The sequence below is a fragment of the Collinsella aerofaciens genome (genome assembly GCF_027679495.1).
Classification (GTDB): Bacteria; Actinomycetota; Coriobacteriia; order Coriobacteriales; family Coriobacteriaceae; genus Collinsella; species Collinsella aerofaciens_AK.
In genome coordinates this window covers 14,941-41,239 of record NZ_JAQEKC010000021.1, presented here as the reverse complement: position 1 = coordinate 41,239, position 26,299 = coordinate 14,941, and the positions used below count along the sequence as shown (strand labels likewise).

21 protein-coding genes and 1 tRNA gene are annotated in these 26,299 nt (G+C 62.4%); 7 read left to right on the top strand and 15 right to left on the bottom strand.

Features of this window, described 5'->3' with window-relative positions:
* Positions 1-245: 245 nt before the first annotated feature.
* The 8 genes from PGW49_RS08075 to PGW49_RS08040 all read right to left on the bottom strand — a co-directional run bounded on the left by PGW49_RS08075 (position 246) and on the right by PGW49_RS08040 (position 9,781).
* Complete coding sequence (locus tag PGW49_RS08075) at positions 246-587, bottom strand: 4Fe-4S dicluster domain-containing protein (RefSeq protein ID WP_270226206.1); 342 nt, start codon at positions 585-587, stop codon at positions 246-248.
* 7 nt (positions 588-594) lie between these two features.
* Positions 595-1,683 (bottom strand): hydrogenase large subunit, encoded by a 1,089-nt coding sequence (locus PGW49_RS08070; RefSeq protein ID WP_270226205.1) that lies wholly within the window; start codon positions 1,681-1,683, stop codon positions 595-597.
* 5 nt (positions 1,684-1,688) lie between these two features.
* Entirely contained in the window at positions 1,689-2,387 is a 699-nt protein-coding gene (locus tag PGW49_RS08065; RefSeq protein ID WP_270226204.1) for an NADH-quinone oxidoreductase subunit C, read from the bottom strand.
* Positions 2,387-2,959: an NADH-quinone oxidoreductase subunit B family protein gene (locus tag PGW49_RS08060; RefSeq protein WP_270226203.1), complete on the bottom strand. Its 573-nt coding sequence runs from the start codon at positions 2,957-2,959 to the stop codon at positions 2,387-2,389. Before PGW49_RS08060 ends, PGW49_RS08065 begins: the two co-directional genes overlap by 1 nt.
* A gap of 12 nt (positions 2,960-2,971) precedes the next feature.
* Positions 2,972-5,854: a proton-conducting transporter transmembrane domain-containing protein gene (locus PGW49_RS08055; RefSeq protein ID WP_270226202.1), complete on the bottom strand. Its 2,883-nt coding sequence runs from the start codon at positions 5,852-5,854 to the stop codon at positions 2,972-2,974.
* Positions 5,855-6,139: 285 nt separating this feature from the next.
* Positions 6,140-6,535, bottom strand: coding sequence for a helix-turn-helix domain-containing protein (locus PGW49_RS08050; protein ID WP_089573462.1), 396 nt, complete (start codon positions 6,533-6,535; stop codon positions 6,140-6,142).
* A gap of 449 nt (positions 6,536-6,984) precedes the next feature.
* A complete protein-coding gene (bilR, locus tag PGW49_RS08045; RefSeq protein WP_270226201.1) occupies positions 6,985-9,015 on the bottom strand; it encodes a bilirubin reductase, long form in 2,031 nt (676 codons plus the stop codon).
* A 689-nt stretch (positions 9,016-9,704) separates the two neighbouring features.
* A tRNA-Met gene (locus PGW49_RS08040) sits at positions 9,705-9,781 on the bottom strand.
* 196 nt (positions 9,782-9,977) lie between these two features.
* Between PGW49_RS08040 and PGW49_RS08035 the strand changes: the two genes are divergently transcribed.
* Positions 9,978-10,751: a type III pantothenate kinase gene (locus PGW49_RS08035; RefSeq protein ID WP_270226200.1), complete on the top strand. Its 774-nt coding sequence runs from the start codon at positions 9,978-9,980 to the stop codon at positions 10,749-10,751.
* 101 nt (positions 10,752-10,852) lie between these two features.
* Here PGW49_RS08035 and PGW49_RS08030 read toward each other — a convergent pair whose 3' ends face one another.
* The 4 genes from PGW49_RS08030 to PGW49_RS08015 all read right to left on the bottom strand — a co-directional run bounded on the left by PGW49_RS08030 (position 10,853) and on the right by PGW49_RS08015 (position 15,599).
* Positions 10,853-12,049, bottom strand: coding sequence for an ATP-binding protein (locus PGW49_RS08030; RefSeq protein ID WP_270226199.1), 1,197 nt, complete (start codon positions 12,047-12,049; stop codon positions 10,853-10,855).
* A gap of 251 nt (positions 12,050-12,300) precedes the next feature.
* Positions 12,301-13,002 (bottom strand): hypothetical protein, encoded by a 702-nt coding sequence (locus PGW49_RS08025; RefSeq protein WP_270226198.1) that lies wholly within the window; start codon positions 13,000-13,002, stop codon positions 12,301-12,303.
* A complete protein-coding gene (folP, locus tag PGW49_RS08020) occupies positions 13,003-14,751 on the bottom strand; it encodes a dihydropteroate synthase (RefSeq protein ID WP_270226197.1) in 1,749 nt (582 codons plus the stop codon).
* A gap of 95 nt (positions 14,752-14,846) precedes the next feature.
* Positions 14,847-15,599, bottom strand: coding sequence for an NAD-dependent protein deacylase (locus PGW49_RS08015; RefSeq protein WP_270226196.1), 753 nt, complete (start codon positions 15,597-15,599; stop codon positions 14,847-14,849).
* Between the two features lie 136 nt (positions 15,600-15,735).
* Between PGW49_RS08015 and PGW49_RS08010 the strand changes: the two genes are divergently transcribed.
* Positions 15,736-16,554 (top strand): exodeoxyribonuclease III, encoded by an 819-nt coding sequence (locus PGW49_RS08010; protein ID WP_117746195.1) that lies wholly within the window; start codon positions 15,736-15,738, stop codon positions 16,552-16,554.
* A 148-nt stretch (positions 16,555-16,702) separates the two neighbouring features.
* Here PGW49_RS08010 and PGW49_RS08005 read toward each other — a convergent pair whose 3' ends face one another.
* The 3 genes from PGW49_RS08005 to PGW49_RS07995 are packed head-to-tail and all read right to left on the bottom strand — an operon-like array spanning position 16,703 to position 19,951.
* Positions 16,703-17,416: a DUF6580 family putative transport protein gene (locus PGW49_RS08005; RefSeq protein ID WP_270226195.1), complete on the bottom strand. Its 714-nt coding sequence runs from the start codon at positions 17,414-17,416 to the stop codon at positions 16,703-16,705.
* Between the two features lie 4 nt (positions 17,417-17,420).
* Positions 17,421-19,013: an ABC transporter ATP-binding protein gene (locus tag PGW49_RS08000; RefSeq protein ID WP_270226194.1), complete on the bottom strand. Its 1,593-nt coding sequence runs from the start codon at positions 19,011-19,013 to the stop codon at positions 17,421-17,423.
* Between the two features lie 50 nt (positions 19,014-19,063).
* Positions 19,064-19,951, bottom strand: coding sequence for an energy-coupling factor transporter transmembrane component T (locus PGW49_RS07995; protein WP_270226193.1), 888 nt, complete (start codon positions 19,949-19,951; stop codon positions 19,064-19,066).
* Positions 19,952-20,150: 199 nt separating this feature from the next.
* Between PGW49_RS07995 and glmU the strand changes: the two genes are divergently transcribed.
* From glmU to gltA, 5 genes are all read left to right on the top strand, one after another.
* Positions 20,151-21,563: a bifunctional UDP-N-acetylglucosamine diphosphorylase/glucosamine-1-phosphate N-acetyltransferase GlmU gene (gene glmU / locus PGW49_RS07990; RefSeq protein WP_270226192.1), complete on the top strand. Its 1,413-nt coding sequence runs from the start codon at positions 20,151-20,153 to the stop codon at positions 21,561-21,563.
* A 191-nt stretch (positions 21,564-21,754) separates the two neighbouring features.
* Positions 21,755-22,741: a ribose-phosphate diphosphokinase gene (locus PGW49_RS07985; protein WP_022094252.1), complete on the top strand. Its 987-nt coding sequence runs from the start codon at positions 21,755-21,757 to the stop codon at positions 22,739-22,741.
* A gap of 224 nt (positions 22,742-22,965) precedes the next feature.
* A complete protein-coding gene (gene pth / locus PGW49_RS07980; RefSeq protein ID WP_270226191.1) occupies positions 22,966-23,595 on the top strand; it encodes an aminoacyl-tRNA hydrolase in 630 nt (209 codons plus the stop codon).
* A gap of 374 nt (positions 23,596-23,969) precedes the next feature.
* Positions 23,970-24,809 carry a sulfide/dihydroorotate dehydrogenase-like FAD/NAD-binding protein gene (locus PGW49_RS07975; RefSeq protein ID WP_006235793.1) on the top strand — a complete coding sequence of 280 codons (840 nt, stop codon included), beginning with the start codon at positions 23,970-23,972 and terminating at the stop codon, positions 24,807-24,809.
* Positions 24,800-26,209: an NADPH-dependent glutamate synthase gene (gene gltA / locus PGW49_RS07970; RefSeq protein WP_022094914.1), complete on the top strand. Its 1,410-nt coding sequence runs from the start codon at positions 24,800-24,802 to the stop codon at positions 26,207-26,209. The genes PGW49_RS07975 and gltA overlap by 10 nt, the downstream gene beginning before the upstream one ends.
* Positions 26,210-26,299: the final 90 nt, after the last annotated feature.

The window sequence follows — 26,299 nt, the reverse complement described above, 5'->3', positions numbered from 1 at the left end:
GACGGCGGTCGACGAAACTGGAGAGGAGGTATTACGAGCTCCTGTGCGAATTGGAGAGAGCGCTCCCGCAAACTGCCTCTTGACAACTTATAGGAGCGTCGGTTTTGTTTTTGTGATTTTCCGTATGGTCGGAGGTTCGCTATCCAGCTCCGTAAACCGGCATAGTTTTGTTCGTGGCGGCCCAACCGCGCGTTCACGCGCGGGGCCGGTGGGGCATTTTTGCCCCACCGGCCCCTGTTCCAGCGCTATTCCAGCTTGGTTTCTACCGTGGGAGTCTTATCCGCCGCAACTGGAATACGGGCGGTGTCCATGCTCAGGCAGTGCTTGGGGCAGCTTTCGATGCACTCGCCGCACACCACGCAGGCATACGGGTCGATCGACCAGGTACCGCCTTTACGATCGACCGCGAGCGCGCCCGCCGGGCAACGCCGCGCGCACATGCCGCAGCAAATGCACACGTCCATGTCATTGACGATATGCCCGCGCAAGCGTTCGGGCGCCGTCAGCTTCTCCTGCGGATAACAAACCGTGACCGGCTGCTTGACCATAGAACCCAAGGCCGTCTTGGCAAATGTCAGTAAACTCATGCCGCGCCTACCTTTCCGTGCAGCTAATGCAGGGGTCGATGGTCAGGATAATCATGGGCACGTTGGCAAGGAGCACGCCCTGCAGCGCATGTGTCAGACCCGCCAGGTTTTGCGACGTCGGCGTGCGTACGCGGAAACGGTCCAGGTTCTTGGTGCCGTTGCCGCGCACATAGTAGTACGCCTCGCCGCGCGGCTGCTCAATCACAACCTCGCCGCGCGCGCCGTCGGCCGGCGTAAGCTTGGTGCGCCCGCCGATACCGTCGTGCGGAATCTTGCCCACAAGCTCCTTAATGATGTCCATGGCCTGCGTGACCTCGGCGCAACGCACCTGGCAGCGGGCATAGCAGTCGCCGTCGGTCGCCACGATGGGCTCAAACGCGGCCAGATCCGCATAGGCACCGTCGCCAAACATGCGCACGTCGTAGTCCACGCCCGAGGCGCGGCCGAACGGGCCGACCATCGAAAGCTCCAGCGCGTCTTTCTTGCTGATCACGCCCACGCCGTGCAGGCGCTCGCCGCAGCTATTGTCGTCCAAAAACGTATGCACCAGGGCCTCGTAGTCGGGACGCATGGCGTCGAGCGTCTGGACAATACCCGCCAGCTCGGAGTCCTCAATGTCGTGCTTAAGGCCGCCGATCTCGTTAATCGAAAGGATCACGCGGCCGCCGCAGGTGCTCTCGAAGATCTTGAGAATCTGCTCGCGCAGGGTCCACGAACGATAGAACAGCGCCTCGAAGCCAAAAGCATCGGCGAGCAGGCCCAGCCACAGCAGGTGCGAGTGAATGCGCGAAAGCTCGTGCAAAATGGTGCGGATGTACTGCACGCGGCCGGGCACCTCGATGTCGAGCATGCGCTCGCAGGCGCTGGCATAGCCGCAGCTGTGGCCCACGGCGCAGATGCCGCAGATGCGCTCGGCGATGTAGCCAAACTGATGCATGTCGCGCTTTTCGGTGAGTTTCTCGAGCCCGCGGTGCACAAAGCCGATCTGCGGAATTGCCTCGATGACGCGGTCGTCATCGATCACCAGGTCCAGATGAAGCGGCTCGGGCAGCACCGGGTGCTGCGGGCCAAACGGAATAACGGAGCGATGTGCCATGGACCTTACGCCTCCTTTTTCTGCTTGTCGCGGGCAGCCTTGGCGGCAAGCGCCGCGCGGACCTTGGCCGCTTTTTCGGGATCCATGGCGGCGAGCTTTGCTTCCAGCTCGGCGGCCTTGAGCGCGGCCTTGGCAGCAGCTTCATCGTGCTGAGCATCGGAGCCGGCAGCCGCAGCGGGCTGAGCGACGGCAGCGCCCGCAGTATCGCCAGCGCCCTCCCCCGCAGCGGCGGCCTTTTCGGCCGCAGCCTTGCGCGCCTTGGCCTCGGCGGCGGCACGGACCTTCATGGCTTTCTCTCGCGCAGCCTTCACCTCGGGCGTGATGACGCTCATGGGCTCGGCAGTCGAGACCTGGTAGAAAAAGCCCTTAAAGTCGACCTGCATGTCAGCGATGGCAAGACCAAACAGGTCATGTGCCTCGTTCTCAAACGGGAATACCGCCGGATAGTACGAGCTGATGGACGGAATCTCCTGGTACTGGTCGATGCCCTCGACTACCAGGTTCTCAATCGCATAGTTTCCGTCCCGCGCAATCTGCTCTTGCGCGGCGCGGACGTTGATAAACGTATAGACCAAGCGATACGAACCGTCGTCGACGTTGCGCTCGGCGTGCATTTGCACAAAGCGCGCGCCGACGCCCTTGAGCGCTTGCACATGCGGCAACAGCTCATCGATCCCGACGGTGGTATAGATTGCCTTTTGCATTACTCGGCCTCCTTTGCAGCGGCGGGCGCGGCAGGCTTCCCGGCAGGGGCGTCGCCGACCCCCGCAGCCACAAACCCGTCCTCGCCCAGCTCAACGCCACCATCCCAGGTGGCGGCACCGCCCACGGTGAGCGGGTCGCCGCCGGCGCGCATCACGGCCTCTTTCTGGTCCAGAATGCCGCACGCCTCAACGATGGCGTCGATCACGGTCTCGGGGCGAATGGCGCACCCGGGCGCGTACACATCCACGGGAATCGCGCGGTCCACGCCGCCGATCACGTTGTAGGCATCACGGAACACGCCGCCCGAACACGCGCAGATACCGCAGGCCACCACGCACTTGGGCTCGAGCATCTGGTTGTAGATCTGGCGCACGACGGGCAGGTTCTGGGCATTGACCGAGCCCGTCACCAAAAAGATGTCCGCATGCTTGGGGTTGCCGGTGTTGACCACGCCAAAGCGCTCCGCATCGAACAGTGGGGTGAGCGAGGCCAGCACCTCGATATCGCATCCGTTGCAGCTCGAGCCGTCGTAATGAATAACCCACGGCGAGCGCGACATTTTATAATCCATAAACGCCGCCTCCTAAATAAACACGTCGACGAGGATGGGCATAAGGTTGAGCAGGCCAAACACCAGCGCCACGCCCCAGCCGAGCTTAAAGCAGCTGCGCCAGGTGCTGCGGGCGAAGGTGTTGTCGATCAGCACCTCGACAAAATACGTCGCAGCCATCACGACCAGGGCGACCAGCCAGCTCACGGGGTTGTCCCAAACAAAGAACATGCCCACCCACATCAAAAACAGTACGGTCTCGCACCAGTGCATAAGGGTCATCTTGGCCAGCGTGCCGCCGCTCATCTCGGTGGCGACGCCCTGGACAATCTCCTGATGCGCGTGGTGCGAGTACGAAAGATCGAACGGCGACTTGCGCAGCTTGATGGTAAGCACCGCGAGCAGCGCGAGGAAAATGGGCGCGCTGTACACGATGATGGGGGCCGACTGCCCCGTCACGGCGATGGAATCGAAGCTGTCGGTGGCAAGGTACAGGCCCACGCTCATCAGCAGAACGGCGGGCTCGTAACTCATGACCTGCAGCAGCTCGCGGTCGGCGCCGACCTGGGCAAACGGGCTTTGCGTCGAGGCGGACGCCAGCACCACAAAGATCGCGGCGAGGGTAACCATAAAGGCGCACAGCAGCGTGTTGGAGCCCGACACAAAGATGCCGCCGCCCACCACGGTAAAGATGAGCGCGCACGCCATGTAGGTATCGTCCATGGTGTTTACGCTGGCAGGGGCCTTGCGCAGGAGCTTGGCCACATCGTAGAAGGGTTGCAGCAGGCGCGGGCCCACGCGGCCCTGCATGCGAGCCGAAAGCTTACGGTCAACGCCGTCGATCAGGCCGCCCGCAAGCGGCGCTAGCAGGGCAAACACCACGGTACCAATAAATATGCCCACGACGCCCGAGCCTTCAAAATACTTGCCGCGCAGCACCGAGGGCGCGCTCATGGCAAGCCGCTCGGGCCCAATCCACGCGCAACACAGCAGCGCAAACACGATAATGCTGCAGCACACGACGCTACCCGCGGGGCCAATACGCTTCTCGCCAAGGGCGTCCTCCGAGTACCAATTGCGCTTTTCGGCCTTCACCTCGTGTCCCATCGAGCCGCGGAAATGGCGGTAATTGTCGGTTCCCACGCCCGAAAGATATACGTTGACGTGCGGCTTATTGCTCACGCGGAATGAAGTCAGCAGCACCACGGCGATAAACGCCACGATAACCACCATCAGATACATGGCGTCCTTGCCGATAACGTACGGCACGCGGCCAAACACCATGGCCAAGTAAGGCGACACCAGACCGCTCGAGATAACCGGGAACGCCACGCAGCACAGAATCAGCAGCGCGGCGATGGTGTTGAGCGCCATCCATTCGGTCTTATGGACATTGACCTCAACGTTTTGAGCCGTGGGGTCAACGCCCGAAAGCTTGGCAAGCCACTTGCCCCAGAAGTAAAACGTCGCGGCCGAGCCAAAGGCCAGCACCATGATCATGAGCACGTTGCCGGTCTGGGCAAATGCCACCAGGGCGCCCCATTTGGACACGAGCATGCCAAACGGCGCCACGAACATGCCCATGATGCCCAGCATCATCAGACGCGTCAGATGCGGCATGCGGCTGAACATACCGTCCATGTCCTCGATATTGCGGCTGCCGATATGATGCTCGGCCGTGCCCACGCACAGGAACAGCAGCGACTTGGCCACCGTGTGGAACAGGATCAGGAAGATGGCCGCCCATACGGCCTCGGGCGCGCCGACGCCCAGGCAGGCACTGATGAGGCCCAGGTTGGAGATGGTGGAGTACGCGAGCACACGTTTGGCGTTGCTCTGCGAGATGGCCATGAGGGCAGCGAGCAAAAACGTGATGGCACCCACACTCGTGACCATAAAGCCGGTCACGGGATAGATGGCATAGAGCGGGCTCAGCTTGACCATGAGGAACACGCCGGCTTTGACCATGGTGGACGAGTGCAGCAGGGCGCTCGTGGGCGTGGGGGCAACCATGGCACCGAGCAGCCAGCTATGGAACGGCATCTGCGCGGCCTTGGTAAGGGCGGCGAGCGACAGCAGAATGACCGGCATCACCAGCAGCGCGGATTGCGCGGTTCCGGCGCCGGAAAGCTCGATCATGCCCGAGATGGTCAGCGGCATGCCGTTAACGTGCAGGTACATGAGTCCGGCCAAAAACGCGATGCCGCCCAGCATGTTGAGAATGATCTGGGTAAAGGCGTTCTTGATGGCCTCGGGCGTGCGCGTATAGCCAATCATAAGGAACGAGCACACGGTGGTGATTTCCCAGCCGCAGAATAGCCACTCAAGGTTGTCGCTCGTCACGATGACGAACATGGCCGAGAGGAACAGGAACATAAGCGCCAGGAACTGCGGACGACGGTCGGGCGCGGTCTGCCCGCGCAGCGCGGCCTCGTGCTCATCATGGGCCTGGAAGTCCTTCATGTAGCCCAAAGCGTAGATACAGATAAGGCTGCCGACGATGCCGACGGCGAGGACCATGATCACGCTCATGTAGTCTAGGTAGAGCGGCGTCGCCGTGACGGCTTCGGCCGCAGGCAGCGTCATGGCCGCAAAGACGAGCGAGCCCACCAGCTGGACTATGCCGAGCACCGTGGTAAGCACGCTCTTATATTTGTGCGCGTTGTACAGGATGACGGCGCACAGAATTACGTCGATGACGGAGCTGATGATCGAGAGCACATGCGAGGTGCCGGGGGCAACCTCAAAGCTCTGCGGACCCGTGCCAAAAAACAAGACGGCGACTACAACTGTCACCGCCATAATAATGCCGGAGCCTACAAGCCCCACCGCATCGCGGGCGCGGTCACCGCGCGCGAGCAGCATGCCCAGCGCCGGTACCAGCGGAAACAGGGTAAGGAAATACAGTAGCGTCATACCATCACTCCCCCATGCAAAAACGCTGCAATTGTTTAACGTTATAGCTCAATTGAGGAGTAGCGGCGGCGGGTTTTCGGTCAACTGGGGAGTTTTAGGCGTACGGGGCAAGGGCACGTCCGCTTTGGAGCAGAGAGGCGACGCTCCCCCTATCGCAGCGACAGGCGCGCGGGCCACTGCGCGCAGTTTATTGACCACTTTGGAGGATGTCCCGACAGGCTCGCGCCGGTCCAAAAAGTTGGCGCGGCAAGAAAAATGCGCCCTGTGGGCGCACCATCCCGTTTGCTATTCCGCCTTTTTAACGCGCGGCTTGCGACCGCGCGGCTTATCGACCAGTGCGGACTCACCGCTCTCGCGGTACTGACGGCACCAAGCCTTGACCGAAGACTCGCTGGGAATCTTGTGCTTGATCATGGCCTCGCGAACCGTCAAGCCGTTTTCCAAGCGGTCCTTGACCACGGCGAGCTTAACTTCGTATGAATAGGTGTGATGATGCGAACCGGCGTTGAGAACGGCGTCGGCACCGCCCACGGCATACGCGCGGGCCCACTGACGAGCCGTGGCCTGGGGAATGCCAAGCTCCGCGGCGAGGGCGCGATGACCGACCCCCTCTTGGAGGATCTCGACGGCGCGCTGCCTGACCTCAGGCGCATGCGTGCGAGTCCTTGTTGCTTCCGACATACCTGCCACTTCTTAGCCTTAACCGTTAATCTGCTTTCTTACGTGCAAGTTAGATAGTAGCATTTTACTGTTTGCTCAAAGCAGTTAATTAAAATAGACGCGGCGTTATCTGGGCATTTGGCACCAAATTACGACATTTCTTTATCGATTATTTACGCTGGTAGCTGACTCGCAGCTAATCGTCATTCGCTTGTCAACAAAATTGGCATCTCTTTATGTCCTTTGGTATAGAGGATATAGTTATTAACCCCTCCCCCAATAATTTTGAGTGATCTGCAAGGCAGCAGACGTCCTCACTCCTCATGATTACCGCGCATTGCCATCCACCGGAGCAAAACAAAAAGGGCGGGACCTGCTACGCTTGCAGGCCCCGCACCGGTTGACACCCGACGGGACACAGCCGGGCGAGACGGATCCGTGCTACCGCCCCGCCTGGCCGCGGTGTTCAACTACAGCTCGTTTGCCGCGTGATATGCCGTACGAATGGCGCTCGCAATATCGGCGGTGCGCTCGCCCGAGCAGTCGCCCACGCAGGTCACGGGCACCGTCACGCCATCCAGATCAAACGCGTTGGCTTTGGAGCCCACGGCCATCACCACGTAATCGCAAGCGATCTTCACCGGTTCCTCGGCGCCGTCCTCGGTGGTGCGAATGGCCTCCACACCCTCGTCGGTAATGGCGGTCAGGCGGGTCTTAACATGCTGCTCCACGTTGTGCTCTGCAAAGTCGCTCATAATCAGCGGCAGAATGGTCTCGGACTCGCCCGCGGCAATCTTGTCGAGTATCTCGACGATCGCCACCTCGCAGCCGTGCTGCAGCAGGTACTCGGCAGTCTCGGTGCCCACCAGGCCACCGCCGATAACGGCGACGCGGCCCGTAAGCTCCGCCTTGCCGGCCAGCACGTCCCAGCTCGAGACGACCTTCTCCGAGTCGGCGCCGGGTACGGGAATGACCACATCGTGCGCGCCCACGGCCACAATCGCGGCGTCAGCGGCGTTGAGGTCCTCAGCGGTAGCGGCATGGTTGAGCTCAACCTTCACGCCCAGGCCGGGCAGAATCTTCTCGTAGTACTCCACCGAGCGCATGATCTCGTCCTTGCGCGGAGGCGCGGCCGCCAGCACAATCTGGCCGCCCACGTGATCGCTCGCCTCGTAGACGGTCACATCGTAACCGCGCTTGGCCGCCACGCGTGCGGCCTCCAGGCCGGCAATACCGGCGCCCACCACGGCGATCTTCTTGTCGCCCTCGCCCGGCTTGATGGCGATGGTCGCCTCGTCGCCGTTCTCGGCATTGAGCACGCACGAGATGTACTTGCGGTTTTGAATCGCGTCGACGCATCCCTTGTTGCAGTTGAGGCACTCGCGGATGGGCTCGCCCGTGGCGGCCTTCAGCGCAATGTCGGGGTCGCACATGAGCGAGCGGCCGTAGGCGATGATGTCGGCGGCGCCGTCTTCCAGAATCTTCTCGCCGGCCTCGACCGAGACCACGCGGCCGACGGTTGCCACCGGCACGGAGACCAGGGCCTTAACGCGCTCGGCCACGGGCAGCGTCCAGTTGTAGGGCATGGCGCCCATGGGCGGAATGGTGTCGCCCATGTTGCCGGTGTGGTTGGCCTGTGCGACCTGGATCATATCGATGCCCGCGCCCTCAAGCAGCTTGGCAAACTCGCAGGCCTCGTCGGGCTGCAGGCCGCCCTTGCCGCGCGGCGTGCCGTCGGGGTTCTCCATGATCACGGGGAGCTTGTACTCCACCATCAGCTGCGGCGCGGCTTCCTTAATGGCAGCGACGACCTCGAGCGCGTAGCGGACGCGGTTCTCGAACGAGCCGCCGTACTCGTCGGTGCGCTGGTTGAGGATAGCCGAGCACAACGAACCCACCAGGCGGTCGCCGTGGACCTCGATGGCGTCGATGCCGGCCTGCTGCGCGCGGGCGGCCGAGGCGGCGATGGCCTCCTTGATCTGGGTGAGCTGCTCCACGCTGGCCTCGTTCACAAAGTGCTGCATGTCGTGGTGCAGCTTGGCGTAGGCCTGATTGCGAATCTCGTTGGACTCGGCCATCTTGGCGGCAAAGGTCTCCTCGTCGCCGGCGGCCTTGGCCTCCTGCGCGGCCTTGGCGGCGGCCATGGAGCCCATGACCATGCGGCCGACACCGGGCACGTCGTACTCGGGGTGGAACAGCTGCAGCGCGACCTTGGCGCCGTGTTTGTGAACGGTGTCGGCCAGCGCCTTAAACGTGGGGATCTGGGCGTCGGTCGCCAGCTTGGGCGTGGGGCTCGCGGTCATGACGGGAGCGACGTCGCCGATGACGATGTAGCTCACGCCGCCACGGGCCAGGCGCTCGTAAAAAGCCAGACTGCGCTCGCCAATGGAACCGTCGCGCTCCTCGTAGCCGGTGGTCAGCGGCGGGAACATAATGCGGTTCTTGAGCTCAAGGGGGCCAACCGTAATGGGCTGGAGCAGCTTGGATGCAGGTGCGGTCATGGACATTCCTCTCTTGTAGGCGCGGCGGCGATGTTGCCGCGTAGTTGTCTAGAGGATATGGCATGGGAATACAGCAGCGCAACGGAAATCGGCGAATATCAGGTGGCGGCAGGTGGATGGGGCGGGGCGGCCCGTCGGTTTGTCTCAATCTGTAACAGTTACTCGGCAAAAACCGGGTCTTACTGTTACAGATCGAGACATTCCTCTCAACCCATCCCCAACAATCTAGATCTGTAACATCTAGACCCACTTTTGGCCTCCACCTGTTACAGATCGAGACAAACGGAAGCGTTCCGTCGGAAAATCTCGATCTGTAACACCTACAGGCCAAAAACGACCCTAGATGTTACAAATCGAGACGAACAAATTCGGTCCGACCAAACATCTCAATCTGTAACATCTAGACCGACTTTTGGCCCCTTACTGTTACAGATCGAGACAAACCAATCTGGCCTGCCGAAAGATCTCAATCTGTAACAACAACTCGGCAAAATCCGTCCCTCGTGTTACAGATTTAGACAAACGAAGACCGTCCTGCCGAAACATCTCGATCTGTAACACCTGGCCGTCCAAATCGGGTCTAGATGTTACAGATCGAGATTTTGTTTGGGAGGCTGAGAATTGGGCTGAGAAAACAGTCCCGGAATAACAAAAAAGCTCGCCGGCTAGGCCGACGAGCTGCAAGTTCTTGGTCGCGGGGGCAGGATTTGAACCTACGACCTCCGGGTTATGAGCCCGGCGAGCTACCAGACTGCTCCACCCCGCAATGTCTGGGCGCCTCATGTGCGCAAGAAAGAATATTACGTGGGAGTTCGGTAAACGGCAAGGAAAATCTCGTAGAGCATAATTCCTTCATATTTAAACCCCTCAGTCCATATCAGCGTAAACGAATCGCAGCCGAGCGCCGTCGGCGGCGCGTATACAATGGTGCGCGTCCTTTTATGCCAACACTGGGAGTAGACATGCTGCTCGCTATCGATATGGGAAACACGCAGACGGCCATGGGTCTGTTTGACGGAAACGAGCTGGTGCAGTCGTGGCGCATGCCCACCGACCGCTCCTATACCGCCGACGAGATCCATGTGCGCCTGATGGGTTTCTTTAAGATGTACGGCCTTTCGCTCGACGCGGTCGACGCAATCGCCTTTGCGGGCGTGGTGCCGCAGCTCTCGCGCGAGTGGCACGCCGTGGCCGACCGCATTGCCGCGGACGCCATCGTCATCGGGCCGCAGACGGCCGCGGTGACCAAGCTGCGGGCGGCGCGCCCCCAGGCCGTTGGTGCCGACCGCATCGCCAACGCCGTCGCTGCCGAAACCTTCTACGGCGCGCCGGCGATCGTGGTGGACTTTGGCACCGCGACCAATATCGACGTCATCGACGAGGACGGTTATTACATTGGCGGAGCGATTGCGCCGGGCATCCGCATTTCGATGGACGCGCTCGCCGCCCGAGCCGCCAAGCTCGCCAGCGTTCCGCTCGAGGCGCCCGGGCACGCCATCGGCCGCGATACCGAGGAGTGCATCAAGGTCGGCGCCGTAACGGGCGCCGCCGCCATGGCCGAGGGCCTGGTCGCGCGCATGAAGCGCGAACTGGGGCGCGAGGACGCCACCGTTATCGCCACGGGCGGCCTCGCCAGCATCGTCGCCGATTCGACCGACGCCTTCGACATAGTCGACGGCCAGCTCACCATCAAGGGTATCTGCGAAATCTACCGCCGCATGCAGGAGCTGGGGTAGGACGGGGACCTAAGCACGAGCGCGAGGGGCGAACTAGGCAACGCATCGATCCTATTCCTCAAAAACGAATATTTTTCAGTTTTGAGGAATAGGGCTTTCTGCTAGGCCTCGTCGCACAGCCACCTCGCCAGGTCCACGATCTGCACCCCATTGCGGTCCGTGGCCTCGTGATGCGTGCGGGCGAGAATCATCTTGGGGTACGCGTCGCCAATGCTCAGCAGTGGTGAAATCTCGCGTTCAAATGTCTTATCCGAGCTGATGTCGTCGCTCACCTGAATGTAGAGCTTCTCGCTTCGCTTGATTGCTACAAAGTCTATTTCCTTTTTATAGAGTACGCCGACGTATACCTCATATCCGCGGCGCAGCAGCTCGATGGCCACCATGTTCTCGTACACGCGACCCCAGTCCATATCGCGTGTACCGAGCAGCGCGTATTTGAACGCATGGTCTGCCAGGTAATACTTCTCGCCGCTCTTAAGGTATTTCTTGCCGCGAATGTCATATCGACGAACTTTATAGAAGGCAAACGCATCGCACAGGTACCCCATGTACGCGCCGACCGTCTTGTTCGTTATCTTTAGCCCATCCGCATTCAAAACATCCGTAATGTTGCGTGCCGACGTAATGTTGGAAACGTTGTCCATCATGTAATCGGCAATGCGCAGCAGCGCCGATTCGTTTCTCACGTTATGTCGCTGCACGATATCTCTCACAATAAGGGTCTTAAAGACATTGGAGAGATATTGATAACGCTGCTCCTGCAACGGATAAGGGTAGGAGCCGGACATGCCGCCGGTCCTCGCGTACTCATCGAAGTCGCGGTCGACCTCGCCTCCATCGCTGTAAGAACGATACTCCTCAAACGAGAACGGGAACACCTCAATCTCGAACGTGCGCCCCGTAAAGAGCGTCGACAGATCGCTCGACAGCAAAAAGGCGTTCGATCCGGTAATGAAAATGTCGTACTGCTCGGATGCATGGAGGCTGTTGATCGCACGTTCAAAGCCGTCGCACATCTGAACCTCGTCGATAAGCAGGAAGTTTTGCTTGTCGGGCACTCGATGCTCTTTTACATAGGCGAGCAGGGCATGATATTCGAGCAGGCCCTCGAACTCGTCGAGGTTGTAATTGATATGGATGACATTCGAATTGGACAGATTTGCCTCCACGTAATCGCGGAGGGCCTCGAGCAATTTTGACTTACCGCTACGGCGAATGCCCGTTATGACCTTGATGTCCGGCACGCCAATAAGGCTCGTCAACGTGTCCATATATGACGTTCTATTGATGAGTTTCATTGACGCCTCCCTGCGGTCTTTTATCGCTATTCCTCAAAAAAGAAAATTTTTCAGTTTTGAGGAATAGACTCTGTAACGAATATACCTCGCTAAAGGCCGAGCTGGCTTAATTCTATTCCTCAAAATCGAAAGATTTTCAGTTTTGAGGAATAGAACCGAGATGCCACCCTGCAGTCACGCGAAAGCCCTCCCCGGTGCAGGCCGAGGAGGGTCTTGTTGTCATCGTTGTCTTTGGGCGCGAACGCCTCGCGCTACAGCCCGCGAATCCGTACGGCCTCGGGCGGAAACTCTTGCTCGCCGGCGTCGGTCTTGATGGTCGCGCGGCCCCAGATGTCCAGGCCCGCAAACACACCGACTGCGAGCGGCAGGCCGTTGGGCGATACCGCCGCGACCTGACGGCCCAGCAGCGGCACCATGTCGAAGTACTCGCCCAGCACCGGGGCCAGCGGACCAGCGGCACCCTGCGGCGTGTTGGCAACAGCCGCCCAGGCGTCAACGCGAGCGAGCGCCGCCGCGGCCAGCGCCTCGACCAGCACTTCGTCGGCATCATCTACACCGAGCTCGCTCAGTGCCGAACGCTCAATATCCACCGTCACGGCACCGAACATGCCCGCGGCACCGGCACCGCCGTTGACGGCGACGCGCGCGAGCGACGTCTCAAACGCAGGCGCGCCGCACACAATGTCACTCGGCCACTGGATGCCCACCTTGCCGGCAAGGCCCAGCCCCGATGCTGCAGCCGTTCCCACGAGCGCGTCCATCATGCCCATCGCGGCCACAAACGGCAGGCCGTGGAAGGCGTGCATGTTCACATCGGGGCGCACGACCAGCGAAAACGTCAGCGATGCATCGCCCGCACTCCACGCGCACCAGCCCGCGGACAAGCCCTCGCGGCCCGCGTCACGCGCCGCGTCGAGCTCGGTACCGGCGGCAACAGCATTCATCTCGATCATCTACATACGCCCCAATTCGCCCACGATATGGCCCACGCGGTCCTCGGGCTCCTTGACCTCGACGCCGTTGTAGCGGAAGAACCGCGCCGGGTCGTGCATTAGGTCCTCGAGCGGCACCAGCACAAAGTCGCGCTCGCCGATCAGCGGATGCGGCAGGCGCAGCTTCTTGCCGCCGTGGGTCTCGCCGTCCATCCACAGCAGGTCCAGGTCGATGGTGCGCGGGCCGTTGGCCTTGGCCTTTTTGGAACGGTCGCGGCCCAGCTCGGCCTCGATCTTCATAAGCTCGTCGAGCAGCACCAGCGGCGCCAGCTCGGTCTTAATCTCGATGACGGCGTTGGCAAACGCGTCCTGGCGCGTCTCGTAGGCCGGCTCGCTCTCGTAGATGCGCGAGCAGTTGGACACGCAGGTGAGCGGAATCTCGGCGATAATGTCGCGCGCGGCGCGGATGTTGTCGCAGCGATGCCCCAGGTTGGAGCCCACGGCCACAAACGCGCGGCGCGGCTGCGGCTTGGCAACGGCCCAATAACCGTTCAGGAACTGCGCGAAGCCGGCGACATCGTGTACGCGCACGATGTTGGCGCCGGCCTGGATGGCGCCCAGGCACACGCCAAACGTGGCGGCATCGCGCTCGGCGGCCTCGGTCACGCCCGAGACAGCGCCCACAAAGCGCTTGCGCGACACGGCGCACATGAGCGGATAGCCCAGCGAGGCCATCTTGGCGGTCTCGCGCTGGATGACGATGTCCTCGTTGGCCGTCTTACCAAAGCCCGGGCCAGGATCGATGCAGATGCGGTCGCGAGACACGCCGGCATGGATGAGCGTGCGGGCCTGGTCGGACAGAAAGCCCATAACGCGGCGCATGATGGGCGCCGAATCGGGCAGGGTGAAGCGGCGGAGCTGCGAGGTGGGCACGTAGGCTTCCTCGCGGCGGGCGCTGCGGCGCATCATGGCTGCCAGGTGGTCATTGGACTCCGATGCGACCTCGGTGGCTGCGGGCGCGGCCTCGGGCGCGGGCGCGACGGTCTCGGCGGCAGCAACCTGCTCGGCGGCCGGCGTCTCCTGCCCCAGCTCGGTTGCGGGCTCGGACGTGGGCTCCGGTTCGCCAAACGGCAACGAGGGCTGCACCACGCCGCCCGGAAGCTTGGCCTCAACCTTGGGCTCACCCAGCAGCTTGCCGCGACGGCGGCGAGCCGGCTTCTCGGCCTCACGCGCGGCCTCGGCAGCCGCCTCGCGCGCCTTCTCGGCAACAAACGCCGCTGCCGAGGTATCGAGCTGCACCGTTGCGTGCGTGCGGGTGGGCGCGGCGACCTCGCCGGCATGCATCACGATGACGCCGCAGGTGCTCGTCTTAACAAACTCGACCATCTTGGGATCGGTGAAGCCGGTCACGTCGTTGACGATCGAGGCGCCGCAGCGCACGGCCGCCTTGGCAACCGCCACATGACGCGTGTCGATCGAGACGATGGCGCCCTCCTTGGCCAGCGCGCGCACCACGGGCAGCACGCGGCGAGCCTCTTCGTCGGGGTTGACCGGGGTAAAGCCGGGGCGCGTGGACTCGCCGCCCACGTCGATGATGTCGGCGCCGGCGTCGAGCATCGCCAGGCCGTACTCGATGGCGGCATCCGGGTCGAAGTGCTCCCCGCCATCGCTAAACGAATCGGGCGTCACGTTGAGGACGCCCATGATGCGCGGACGGTCAAAGCTGAGCTCGTACTTTCCGCACCGCCATGTCTTGCTGTCGTTCGCCATGAACATCCTCCTAAAATGCCCACGCCGCCGAGCTTGGGGAGCTGGCGGCGGGGTCGCTTTGCACTCAGTCTTTCTATTGTATCCGCGCGCGCGGGCTAGAACGCAAACGCGGCCGCGATGTCGCAAGAAATCAGCAGGTCGGCATTTGCATCCTGATCGGTGGGAGCAAGGTTGCAAATGGCCAGCGTATCGCCGGTAAAGTAACGCGTAAGGCCCGCCGCCGGATACACCACGAGCGAGGTCCCGCCCACGATGAGGGCATCGGCCGCGGCGATGGCGGCAACGGCACCGGTCAACACATGCTCGTCGAGCGGCTCTTCGTAGAGCACCACATCGGGCTTAATGCGCCCGCCGCACGCAGGACACACGGGCACGCCCGCGGCGTCCTCGTGCTCGCGCGAGCAAATCCATTCGGCGCTGTAGACTGCGCCGCACGTCTGGCAGACATTGCGGTGGACCGAGCCATGCAGCTCGAACACGCGCTGCGAGCCGGCCATCTGATGCAGGCCGTCGATATTTTGCGTCACCACGGCATTCAGCTTGCCGGCGCGCTCCAGCTCGGCCAGCCTGGTGTGGCAGCGGTTGGGCTTGGCGCCAAGCGCAATCATCTTGGTGCGGTAGAAGTCGAAGAACTCGGCCGGATGCGCCTCGTAAAAGCTATGCGAGAGCATGGTCTCGGGCGGGCAGGCAAACTGTTGGTGATATAGGCCGTCCACGCTGCGGAAATCGGGGATGCCACTCGCCGTGGAAACGCCCGCGCCGCCAAAGAAGACCACGCGCTTGTGGGTGCCGAACAGCTCCGCCAGCGCGGCGGAGGCCTGTTTGGAGTCCGTTATCGCCTGCGTCATATGAGTCCTCCGTCCTTGTTGGTCGGGCAGCGTCGGGCGATGTCCCAGCATGCGGCCTTTGGGTCAGCACGCGCGGTGCCCACCACCGCCCCTGTTGCGCTAATCTTAAGCCTGCCAACCCCGTCGAAAGGACACCATGCCTCAGACTTACACTTTCGCCTCGTGGAACGTCAACGGCCTGCGCGCCGTGCTCAAAAAGGACCCGAGCTTTATCCAGATCGCGCAAGAACTCGACGTCGATATCCTGGCGTTGCAAGAGACCAAGTTGCAAGAAGGCCAGGTTGATATTGACCTGCCCGGCTATCGCCAAACCTGGAGCTACGCCGAGCGTAAAGGCTATTCGGGCACTGCGGTCTTTAGCCGCCAGGAACCGCTGCGCGTGCTGCACGCCGACGCGCTGTTACCCTACGCCGGCGAGGGCGAGGCGGCCGAGCTCGTCGCCCAAGCCGCAACCGAGGGCCGCGTCTGCGCGTTGGAGTTCGACAAGTTCTGGTTTGTGGATGTCTATACGCCCAACGCCCAAAACGAGCTCGCGCGCATCGATGTGCGCATGGCCTGGGACGATGCCTATCGCGGCTTTTTGAGCGCGCTTGAGCGCGAGACCGGCAAGCCCGTGGTGACCTGCGGCGACTTTAACGTAGCGCACGAAGAGATCGACCTTAAGAACCCCAAGTCCAACCGCGGCAACGCAGGCTTTTCGGACGAAGAGCGTGGTAAGTTTACCGAGCTGCTCGACGCCGGTTTTACCGATACCTGGCGCGCGGCAAACCCCGACGTCGAGGGTGTCTACAGCTGGTGGAGCTATCGCTTTAATGCCCGCAAGAACAACGCCGGCTGGCGCATCGATTACTTCCTGGTGAGCGACGCAATCGCCGGCAACGTGCGCGACGCCGGCATCCGCGGCGATATCTTCGGCAGCGACCACTGCCCCGTCACCCTCACGCTAGAGCTCTAGCGCCAAGCAATTCCTGGGGGACAGAGGAAAACAGATCATGTGACCCCTCTCCCCCTATAAGTTGCGGTGGAGTAGTTCCTGTTTGGGCAGCAAATAGCCAAAAACGAGAACTATTCCACCGCAAGTTCGTGTGGGAACGCGAAATGCCCTACAGTCCGTATTTCACGACGACACGGTTAATGCGACGGCACCAAGGCTTGTACAAGGCGGCCAAAAACACGCAGGTCGCAAAGCCGTGCGTGATATCGAATGGCACCGCCGTGGCAAGACGCGCTACGGCGCCTGCCCAGGTGAGCGGCTGCACAAAACCGATGATGTCATACGCATTGATCACGACGCCGTACAGCAAGCCCGACGCAAAGCCATACGCCATCAGCGCCGGCAATCGCACGGTGCCGTCGGCGCGGTCGAACGCACCCGCGTACGCCAGCGCGCCGCCAACATAGCCAACCAGGCCCCAGGCATACATCTGCCACGGCGTCCACATGCCCTGCCCAAAAAAGAAATTGCTGGTCAGCGCCGCCAACGCACCGACCATAAAACCATTGCGGCGACCAAGCGTCGCCCCCGCGATAATGGCGATGGCGCTCACCGGTTTAAAGTCGGGAATGGGCCCAAACAGAATGCGCCCCGCCGCCGCCAGTGCCGCCAGCACCAGCGTGGGCATAATCTGGCGCAAGCCCGGACGAGATGCCTCGTAACCCGCAAAGAACAGCGCGAGCACCAGCGCCACCACAATCAGCATGGCCAACGCCGCCTGCTCAACACCCGCCAGCAACGCGGCAGCCATCACCGCCGGCACCGCCAACAACAGCGGGATCTCCAGTTTTGCAAGCAAACGCGAGAAACGACAGTCCGTCATCCCATCACGCCCTATAGAACACGTTGTCGGCAAAGAAGTCGGCCGGGGACTCCATGCAGGCAATCTCGCCGTCAAACATCATGGCGACGTCGTCGGCTACCTGCTCGGCAAAGTCCAAATCGTGCGTAGCCATGATGATGGTGCCGCCAGCCTTCGCATGGTCACGCAGGGCGCGGGCGATGGTGCGGCGGCTGAACAGGTCTAGACCCTTGGTGGGCTCATCGAGCAATAGCAGTTCGGGGCCGATTAGCAGCAGTTTTGCCAATGCAAGCAGTTGACGCTGCCCGCCCGAAAGATCGTACGGATGGCGTCCATCCAGACCCGACAACCCCAAGCTCGCCGCACGCTCCCGCGCCAAGTTCTCGTCATATCCGCAGGTCGAGGCCCATTCCATCAGCTCATCGCGAACCGTCTCGGCAACCAGCAATGCTTTGGGATTCTGAGGCAGCAGCGCCGCCGAGGCCGCTCCGCGCACCATGCGGCCGCGCTGCAGCTTGGCGGTCTTCGCCAGCACCGAGAGCATCGTCGACTTGCCGCAGCCGTTACCGCCAACAACCGCATGCACCGCACCGGCCGAAAACGACGCATCGAGCCCACGCAACACCCAGCCGGACGCTCGATCGTAGCGAAACCAACCTTCCGACAGGGTGGTAGCCGACCCAACGTGCATTTTTTGGAGTATTCTGCTTCCATCCGTGCGCGAGAAGGCTTCCAAGCCGTTCTCGAGCGACGTTTGCGCCACAAATTCGGACAATTTGTCCAATTCTGAACTTTTTTTCGCGCTCGATACGTCCCCGGGCGGCTCCAGAGAGCCCAAATTGTCCTCACGCCTGCTGAATACTCCGTTTTTTGCACATCGGATGGCACCCCACCCCAACGTGTCATCGGAAAACAGCGATTCTCGGCGTCCCAAAGATGCCATATCCGCCGCCTCGTGCACGCGGCCATCCTCAATCCGGTACGCACACGTCGCGTATTCGAGCATTGGGCGCGGCTGATGCGTCGCCACAACAACCGTGCAGCCCAGCTCGCGATTCACACGAAACAGCGCGTGCAGGAAATTCTTCTCGGCAACGGGATCGAGCTGAGACGTGGGCTCGTCGAGCAGCAGCACGTGCGGGCGCAGCGCCAGAACGGCGGCAAGCGACAGCAGCTGCTTGCGGCCACCCGAAAGCGTATCGGTATCGCGGTGGAGCCAATCCTCCAACCCAAAGAAATAGCTGGTCTCGGCCACGCGACGGCGCATCTCGTCACGCGACATGCCTAAGTTTTCCAGGCCAAACGCCATCTCGTGCCACACGGCCTCGCACACGATCTGGTTCTCGGGATCCTGGAACACATAACCCACGCGCTCCGCCGATGCCCGCACATCCATGTCGGCGACGGGCTCGCCCAGCACGCGCGCATCGCCAGTGCGCTCGCCCACCGGAGCGATCTCGGGCTTGAGCAGCGACAGCAGCGTCGACTTACCCGATCCGGTACCGCCAACAAGCAGCGCAAATGCACCTTGGGGAACAGACCAGTCGAGCCCCTCGAGCACCGCAGCATCAGCATCGGGGTAGGCAAAGCTCAGGCTCCGCACCTCAATCGCTGGCATATCCGGGCCGCACGCAGCGCCCGACACCGGGCCCCTGTCCAACCGAGCCATCAGCCAAACCTCTTCTCATCAATCGCGTGCAATGCGCAAGGCAGCATCATCCAGGCAGCGTACACGACATAGCCCAGCCACGGCGCCGGCACCGAGAGCTGCGGATAAAACGAATACTGCGTCGTCGCGGTCGCCGCCACGGCCACCGCGGCAGCACCAAACAGCGCAAGCCCGACCAGCGCGGCAACATCGCCGCGCCCCAGCCGATACCGCGCATACGTCGTTCGACGCGTCGCGGCGCCCCACCCACGGGAGCGCATGGCGTCCGCGCGCTCCAGCGAATCTTCCATGCCCCAGCCCATCAACACGCTCGACGCCCGCAGGCGCGATCGCACGGGATCGGTGGGCGCGCGGCCCGGCACATCAATCGCATCCTGCACCGCCAGCACCGTACGACCGCGGCGTAAAAACTGTGGGATAAGCCTCATGCACATCGAGATCATGAGCGCAATCACCGGTGCGGCATTGCCCAGCAGCGCGAGCACCTTGTCGTATTCGAGCATCGACGCCGCGGCCTCAAACCACAGCACGCTCGCCACAAACAGCCCGCCCATGCACAGGCCGTATACCATGCTTTCCAGATACACCGCGCGCATGCCAATACGGAACAGCTCCGTCGAGCCCGAGGCGCTAAACAGCGGATTGACCAGCGCGATAATCAAAATCACCGGCAGCTGCCAGCGGAGTGCGCCCAGCGTGCGGGCAGCCCCGCGCGTCGCAAATCCATACGCCAGCCCGCCCGCAAGTGACAGCGCAATCAGCACCGGCTGCATCGAGAACATGGTGAGCCCCAGCGTCAGCACCATGTAGAGGGCCGGCACAGCCGGATGCGACATCGAGAATGCCGCGACGGGCTCGCCGCCAAACTCCTCTTGTATGTTGTCCACGGGCACCCCCGTCCCCTCGCTCAAACGACAGCTCCGCAGCACCGCCAACGCCGCACGCAAGCAGCGCAAACGCCACGCCGGCGGCACCGACATCGGCCGCCATGAGCCAATCGCTACGCGCTCAACATATGCCTGCGGTATCATATTGCGCCGTGTATCGTTTCCAAACACACGTCTCTATAACGTAACAGGAGATCACATGGACGCAACCGCAATTATCCTCGCTGCCGGCGAGGGCACCCGCATGAAGTCGAACCACTGCAAGGTTTCGCACAAGATCCTGGGCAAGCCCATGGTTCAGTGGATCGTCGACGCCACCATCAAGGCCGGCTGCAGCCGCGTCGTGGTCGTCATCGGCAGCCACGCCGACGAGATGCGCGCCCTCATCGACGGCGCCTACGCCAGCAGCGCCACCAAGGTCGAGTGCGTCGAGCAGACCGAGCGCCTGGGCACCGGCCACGCCGTGAAGGTCGCGCTCGAGGCCTGCGGCATCACGCAAGGCCCCGTCGTCGTGCTCAACGGCGACTTGCCGCTCATCACCGCCGACACCGTCGCCAAGTTCGCGCAGACCGTCGCCACCGGCGAGCTCGCCTGCACCGTCATGACCATGACCCCGCCCGACCCCTTTGGCTACGGCCGCATCAAGCTGGGCGCCGACGGCCAGATCGAGCGCATCATCGAGCAGAAGGACTGCACGCCCGAGCAGGCCGCCACGCTGCTGGAGTGCAACGCCGGCTGCTACGCCTTCGACGGCGCGCAGCTCGCCGCCCACATCAACGAGATCGGCAACGACAACGCGCAGTCCGAGTACTATCTGCCCGACATGCTCGAAATCCTCAAGGGTCACGGCCAGGCGGTCTCCATCTTCCACTGCGATGACTACCGCGACGGCCTGGGCGTCAACAGCCGCATCCAGCTCGCGCAGCTCACCGCCATCGCGCGCGACCGCATCAACGAGCACTGGATGGCCGAGGGCGTCACGTTCATCGATCCCACGCAGGCCTGGATCGGCCCCGACGCCGTTATCGGCCGCGACACCGTCGTGTGGCCGCAGACGCATCTGATCGGCCACGTCACCGTGGGCGAGGAATGCCAGCTCGGCCCCAACAGTCGCCTCACCGACACCACCGTCGGCAGCGGCTGCACCATCGATGAGACCATCGCCATCGAGGCCGTCATCGAGAACGGCGTCGACTGCGGCCCGCGCGCCTACCTGCGCCCGGGCACCCACATGCTCGACGGCTCCAAGGCCGGCACGCACGTGGAAATCAAGAAGTCCACGATCGGCGAGGGCTCTAAGGTGCCGCACCTGTCCTACATCGGCGACACCACCATGGGCTCCGGTGTCAACGTGGGCGCGGGCTCCATCACCTGCAACTACGATGGCGTGCACAAGCACAAGACCGTCATCGGCAAGGACGCCTTCATCGGTTCCGACACCATGATGGTCGCGCCCGCCCAGATCGGCGACGGCGCGCTCGTGGCCGCCGGCTCCGTCATCACCGAGCCGGTCCCGGCAGACGCACTCGGTCTGGGCCGCGCCCGTCAGGTAAATATTGAGGGCTGGGCCGCCAATTACCGCCGCCGCCTGCACGAGGACGACAAGGCATAACGTTTTACCAAGCATCTAAGGAGCTGTTCCATGGGGGGCGGCTCCTTTTTCTATCGTGACCTGCGCGGCCGGATGAGTGGTCGGTTCGTGTCCGTTGGCGGTAAAGACGTTATCAAGACTCGATAAACCCCGCCGCGCGGTTACAATGCAACAAGGCATCTATATGGCATTCGATATAAAGGAGAAGGGTAATGCCGATTAATGATCCCGAGAAGTCGGAGAATATGCGCAAGTCCATCCGCGTGTATTCCGGTTCCTCCAACCGTCCCCTCGCTCAGAAGATCGCTGAGTACCTTGGGGTCGAGCTTTCGGGCCTTACGCTAAAGCAGTTCGCCAACGGTGAGATTTACGCCCGCTACGACGAAACCGTCCGCGGCGCCGACGTCTTCCTGATTCAGTCCGTGGCCGGCGGCAACGTCAACGACATGCTCATGGAGCTGCTCATCGCCACCGACGCTGCCAAGCGCGCATCCGCCCGCTCCATCACCGCCGTCATCACCCACTACGGCTATGCCCGCCAGGACCGCAAGGCCGGCCCGCGTGAGCCCATCACCGCCCGCCTCGTCGCCAACCTGCTCGAGCGCGCCGGCGTCAACCGCATCATCACCCTCGACCTGCACCAGGGCCAGATCCAGGGCTTCTTCGATATCCCGGTTAACCACCTGTCCGCGCTGCCGCTGTTTGGCCAGTACTACAACGACATGCACTTCGACACCGACAACCTGGTTGTCGTCTCCCCCGACGTGGGTCGCGCCAAGGCCGCCAAGAAGCTGTCCGACATGCTCGGCTGCGACCTGGCCATCGCCCACAAGGGCCGTCCGCGCCACAACGCCGCCGAGGTCATGGGCATCATCGGTGACATCAAGGGCAAGACCTGCATCATCAACGACGACATGATCGACACCGCTGGCACCCTGTGCGCCAACGTCAAGGAGCTCAAGGCTATGGGCGCTGGCGATATCTACGTCTGCGCCACCCACGGTATCTTCTCCGGTCCGGCCATCGAGCGTCTGAACGACGCCCCGATCGTCGAGTGCCTCGTCACCGACGCCATTCCCGTCGAGGTCGGCGGCAAGATCAAGACCATCTCGGTCGCCGAGGAGTTCGCTCAGGCCATCTCCGCCGTTTACCACGAGGAGCCCGTCTCCACGCTCGTCGGCGGCGACTTCGCGCTGTAGTCGCATCGTCCTTGCAACCCGGCGCATCGCCGTCGGAACAGAAGAAACCCCCGCGCTCCCCCTTGCTTCGCAAAGGTCGCGCGGGGGTTTCTTCTGTTCCGACGGCTCGCTCTGCCGCGGCCGCGCTTTTGTCTGGTGGGATTTCGCTGAAGCAAAGCCTCGCCTTCGGCGGGCGTGGTAGCCTTTGTCGTTGATTAAACTTTTTATGTAACGGAAGGACAAATATGGCAGCTGCACAGCCGCTTAAGATTCGCATGGTTGCCGGGCTTGGCAACCCTGGCGAGGAATATGCCGAGACCCGCCACAACGCCGGCTTTAAGGCGATCGACGAGCTGGCCCGTCAGGCCGGCGTCACGTACTGGAAAAACCAGGCCGGCGCCGAGGTCGCGCTCATCAACATCAACGATCCCGAGGAAGAGGGCGGCAAGCGCCAGATTGTGCTGGTCAAGCCGCAGTCGTATATGAATACCTCGGGTGGCCCCATCTCCAAGCTCTGCCGCGAGTACAAGATCAAGGTCGAGGAGCTGCTCGTGATCCACGACGAGCTCGACATTCCCGCCGGCGACGTACGTGTTAAGGTGGGCGGCGGCCACGCCGGTCACAACGGCCTGCGCTCCATCATCGACAAGATGGGCAGCCGCGACTTCAGCCGCATCCGCACCGGCATCGGCAACCCTCCCGGCAAGATGGCCGTCGCCGACTACGTTCTTAAGCAGCTGCGCGCCCGCGAGGCCGAGGATTTCCAGGACACCTGCGCCCGCGCGGCCGACGCCGCCGGCCTGGCGATCGTGCACGGCGTGGTCTATGCCCGCGACCACGTCAACGGTGCCGCCTCCGCCAACGGCAAGCACTAAAACCTACCATTTAGGGACAGGTTTATTTTGGCAGGTTTTATATGCGGAAACGCCGCGGATGCCGCGTCGCAATAAACCCTGTGCCGCCATACATATGCAACGCTCCAAAGGGGGCCGGCCTCACCGAAGCGCGAGGCCGGCCCCCTTTGCCGTTTTACCTGATAAAACCGACCAAAATAAACCTCTCCCCCTTTGGTAGGCCAAAGTGGATAAACCCTGCTCTCAACAGCCGAAGACACACGTAAGTGACATGTCCATGAGGGTATAATTTGCACCGTATGTCTGCACAACGCCTGTGCGCGTACGGTTTTATTCGGGCTACCGTCCATTTCCGTGGAGGCACGGTTCGGCGGCCCTAACAAGAGAGGGGTTCTATGTATAAGATCCTGGAGAAGACGCAGTTCTCGGAGAAGGTGTTCAAGTTCCGCATCGAGGCGCCCGCAATCGCCAAGCATGCGCACGCTGGACAGTTCCTCATGGTTCGCGCCAATGAGACGGGCGAGCGTGTCCCGTTTACCCTGGCCGGCTGGAACGGTGACGAGGGCTGGGTCGAGTTCATCTTCATGGTGATCGGCAAGACCACCGAGATGCTGTCCACCTACGAGGCCGGCGAGTCGCTGCGCGACGTCGTAGGCCCGCTGGGCGTTCCCACCGAGATGGCCGAGGGCCCCTGCGCCGTCATTGGCGGCGGCGTCGGCCTGGCAATTGCCTTCCCGGTCGCCAAGCACCTGGTCGAGACCGGTCATGAGGTCCACGCCATCATGGGCGCTCGCACCAAGGACCTCCTGCTCATGGAGGACCAGTTCCGCGAGCTCCTCGACGAGGACCACATCCACATCACCACTGACGACGGCTCCTACGGCGAGCAGGGCGTTGTCACCGCTCCGCTGGAGCGCCTGCTGCAGGACAAGGCCGTGAGCCAGGTCTTCTGCGTCGGCCCCGTTCCGATGATGAAGTTCTCGACCCTCACCGCCCAGAAGTACGACACCCCCATCACCGCGTCCCTCAACCCCATCATGGTTGACGGCACCGGCATGTGCGGCTGCTGCCGCGTCGAGGTGGGCGGCGTGACCAAGTTCGCTTGCGTCGACGGCCCCGACTTCGATGCCACCCTGGTCGACTGGGATGACCTTCGTGCCCGCCAGGCCGCTTACCGTTCCGAAGAGGGCGAGTCCCTCAAGGCCTATGAGGAAAAGAGCTGCGCATGCCACTAGTTAACGGTCGTTTCGTTGCCGATATGAAGTCGCCCCGCACCCCCGATAACGAGGAGCCGGCTGCCGAGCGCGCCTGCGACTTCCGCCCCGTCGACAAGGGCTTCACCGAGGAGATGGCGCTGGCCGAGGCCGAGCGCTGCCTCAACTGCAAGAAGCCGTTCTGTGTTGAGGGCTGCCCCGTCAACATCAACATCCCCCGCTTTATCGAGCAGATCCGCGCGAAGGACTTCGGCGGCGCCCTCGATACCATCCGCGAGGACTCCATGCTTCCCGCTATCTGCGGCCGCGTCTGCCCGCAGGAGAACCAGTGCGAGGGCAAGTGCATCCGTGGTAAGAAGTCCGAGCCCGTGGCCATCGGCCAGCTCGAGCGCTTCCTGGGCGACCGCCCCGAGCTCGCCTCCACGCCCAAGATGGCTCCCAAGAACGGCAAGAAGGTCGCCGTCGTCGGTTCCGGCCCGTCCGGCATCACCTGCGCCGGCGAGCTCGCCCGCAACGGCTTTGACGTCACCGTCTTTGAGGCCTTCTTTACCGGCGGCGGCGTGCTGGTCTACGGCATCCCCGAGTTCCGTCTGCCCAAGGCGGTCGTCAAGCGCGAGATTGACGGCCTGGAGGATATGGGCGTCAAGTTTGAGTACAACTCCGTCGTGGGCAACATGGCCACGGCCGAGGAGCTGTTCGAGCAGGGCTTCGACGCCATCTACGTGGCGACCGGCGCTGGCCTGCCCAAGTTCCTCAACGTCCCCGGCGAGAACCTGCCCAACGTCTTCTTCGCGAACGAGTACCTCACCCGCGTGAACCTGATGAAGGCCAACAAGTTCCCCGAGTACGACACCCCCACCAAGCACGGCAAGAACGTCGTCGTCTTTGGTGGCGGCAACGTGGCTATGGACGCCGTCCGTACCGCCAAGCGTCTGGGCGCCGAGCACGCTATCATCGCCTACCGTCGTACCGAGGACGAGATGCCCTGCCGTCGCGCCGAGCTGCACCACGCCAAGGCCGAGGGCGTCGAGGTTCTGCCGCTCGTTTCCCCGCTCGAGTTTGTCGCTGGCGAGGACGGCTCCGTGTGCGCCGTCAAGGTCCAGAAGATGGAGCTCGGCGAGCCCGACGAGTCCGGCCGTCGTCGCCCGGTGCCCATCGAGGGCGCCATCGAGGAGATCCCCTGCGACGTCGCAATCTCGGCTATCGGTACCAACGCCAACCCCTTCGCAAAGAAGATCGGCGGCAAGATGGAGCTCAACAAGTGGGGCTACATCGTCGCCGACGAGGAGACCGGCCAGACCACCGATCCCCGCATCTGGGCCGGCGGCGACATCGTCACCGGTGCCGCTACGGTCATTCTGGCGATGGGCGCCGGCAAGAAGGCCGCCGCTTCCATCACCAAGAGCCTGCTGGGCGAGTAATCACCTACAGCGTTAGCCATCAAACGGCAAAGTCCCCGTCGAGCACACGCCCGGCGGGGACTTTTTCTATGCCGGCCAACCCATCACCAC

What these genes read in the sequence shown, in the direction of transcription:
- PGW49_RS08060 (WP_270226203.1), bottom strand. Translation starts at nt 2,959, where the DNA reads ATGGATTATAAAATGTCGCGCTCGCCGTGGGTTATTCATTACGACGGC.
- PGW49_RS08000 (WP_270226194.1), bottom strand. Translation starts at nt 19,013, where the DNA reads ATGCCAGCGATTGAGGTGCGGAGCCTGAGCTTTGCCTACCCCGATGCT.
- bilR (WP_270226201.1), bottom strand. Translation starts at nt 9,015, where the DNA reads ATGACCGCACCTGCATCCAAGCTGCTCCAGCCCATTACGGTTGGCCCC.
- PGW49_RS08025 (WP_270226198.1), bottom strand. Translation starts at nt 13,002, where the DNA reads ATGATCGAGATGAATGCTGTTGCCGCCGGTACCGAGCTCGACGCGGCG.
- glmU (WP_270226192.1), top strand. Translation starts at nt 20,151, where the DNA reads ATGGACGCAACCGCAATTATCCTCGCTGCCGGCGAGGGCACCCGCATG.
- PGW49_RS08075 (WP_270226206.1), bottom strand. Translation starts at nt 587, where the DNA reads ATGAGTTTACTGACATTTGCCAAGACGGCCTTGGGTTCTATGGTCAAG.
- PGW49_RS08035 (WP_270226200.1), top strand. Translation starts at nt 9,978, where the DNA reads ATGCTGCTCGCTATCGATATGGGAAACACGCAGACGGCCATGGGTCTG.
- PGW49_RS08050 (WP_089573462.1), bottom strand. Translation starts at nt 6,535, where the DNA reads ATGTCGGAAGCAACAAGGACTCGCACGCATGCGCCTGAGGTCAGGCAG.
- PGW49_RS08030 (WP_270226199.1), bottom strand. Translation starts at nt 12,049, where the DNA reads ATGAAACTCATCAATAGAACGTCATATATGGACACGTTGACGAGCCTT.
- PGW49_RS08015 (WP_270226196.1), bottom strand. Translation starts at nt 15,599, where the DNA reads ATGACGCAGGCGATAACGGACTCCAAACAGGCCTCCGCCGCGCTGGCG.
- PGW49_RS08070 (WP_270226205.1), bottom strand. Translation starts at nt 1,683, where the DNA reads ATGGCACATCGCTCCGTTATTCCGTTTGGCCCGCAGCACCCGGTGCTG.
- PGW49_RS08010 (WP_117746195.1), top strand. Translation starts at nt 15,736, where the DNA reads ATGCCTCAGACTTACACTTTCGCCTCGTGGAACGTCAACGGCCTGCGC.
- PGW49_RS08055 (WP_270226202.1), bottom strand. Translation starts at nt 5,854, where the DNA reads ATGACGCTACTGTATTTCCTTACCCTGTTTCCGCTGGTACCGGCGCTG.
- PGW49_RS08005 (WP_270226195.1), bottom strand. Translation starts at nt 17,416, where the DNA reads ATGACGGACTGTCGTTTCTCGCGTTTGCTTGCAAAACTGGAGATCCCG.
- pth (WP_270226191.1), top strand. Translation starts at nt 22,966, where the DNA reads ATGGCAGCTGCACAGCCGCTTAAGATTCGCATGGTTGCCGGGCTTGGC.
- PGW49_RS08065 (WP_270226204.1), bottom strand. Translation starts at nt 2,387, where the DNA reads ATGCAAAAGGCAATCTATACCACCGTCGGGATCGATGAGCTGTTGCCG.
- PGW49_RS07975 (WP_006235793.1), top strand. Translation starts at nt 23,970, where the DNA reads ATGTATAAGATCCTGGAGAAGACGCAGTTCTCGGAGAAGGTGTTCAAG.
- folP (WP_270226197.1), bottom strand. Translation starts at nt 14,751, where the DNA reads ATGGCGAACGACAGCAAGACATGGCGGTGCGGAAAGTACGAGCTCAGC.
- PGW49_RS07985 (WP_022094252.1), top strand. Translation starts at nt 21,755, where the DNA reads ATGCCGATTAATGATCCCGAGAAGTCGGAGAATATGCGCAAGTCCATC.
- gltA (WP_022094914.1), top strand. Translation starts at nt 24,800, where the DNA reads ATGCCACTAGTTAACGGTCGTTTCGTTGCCGATATGAAGTCGCCCCGC.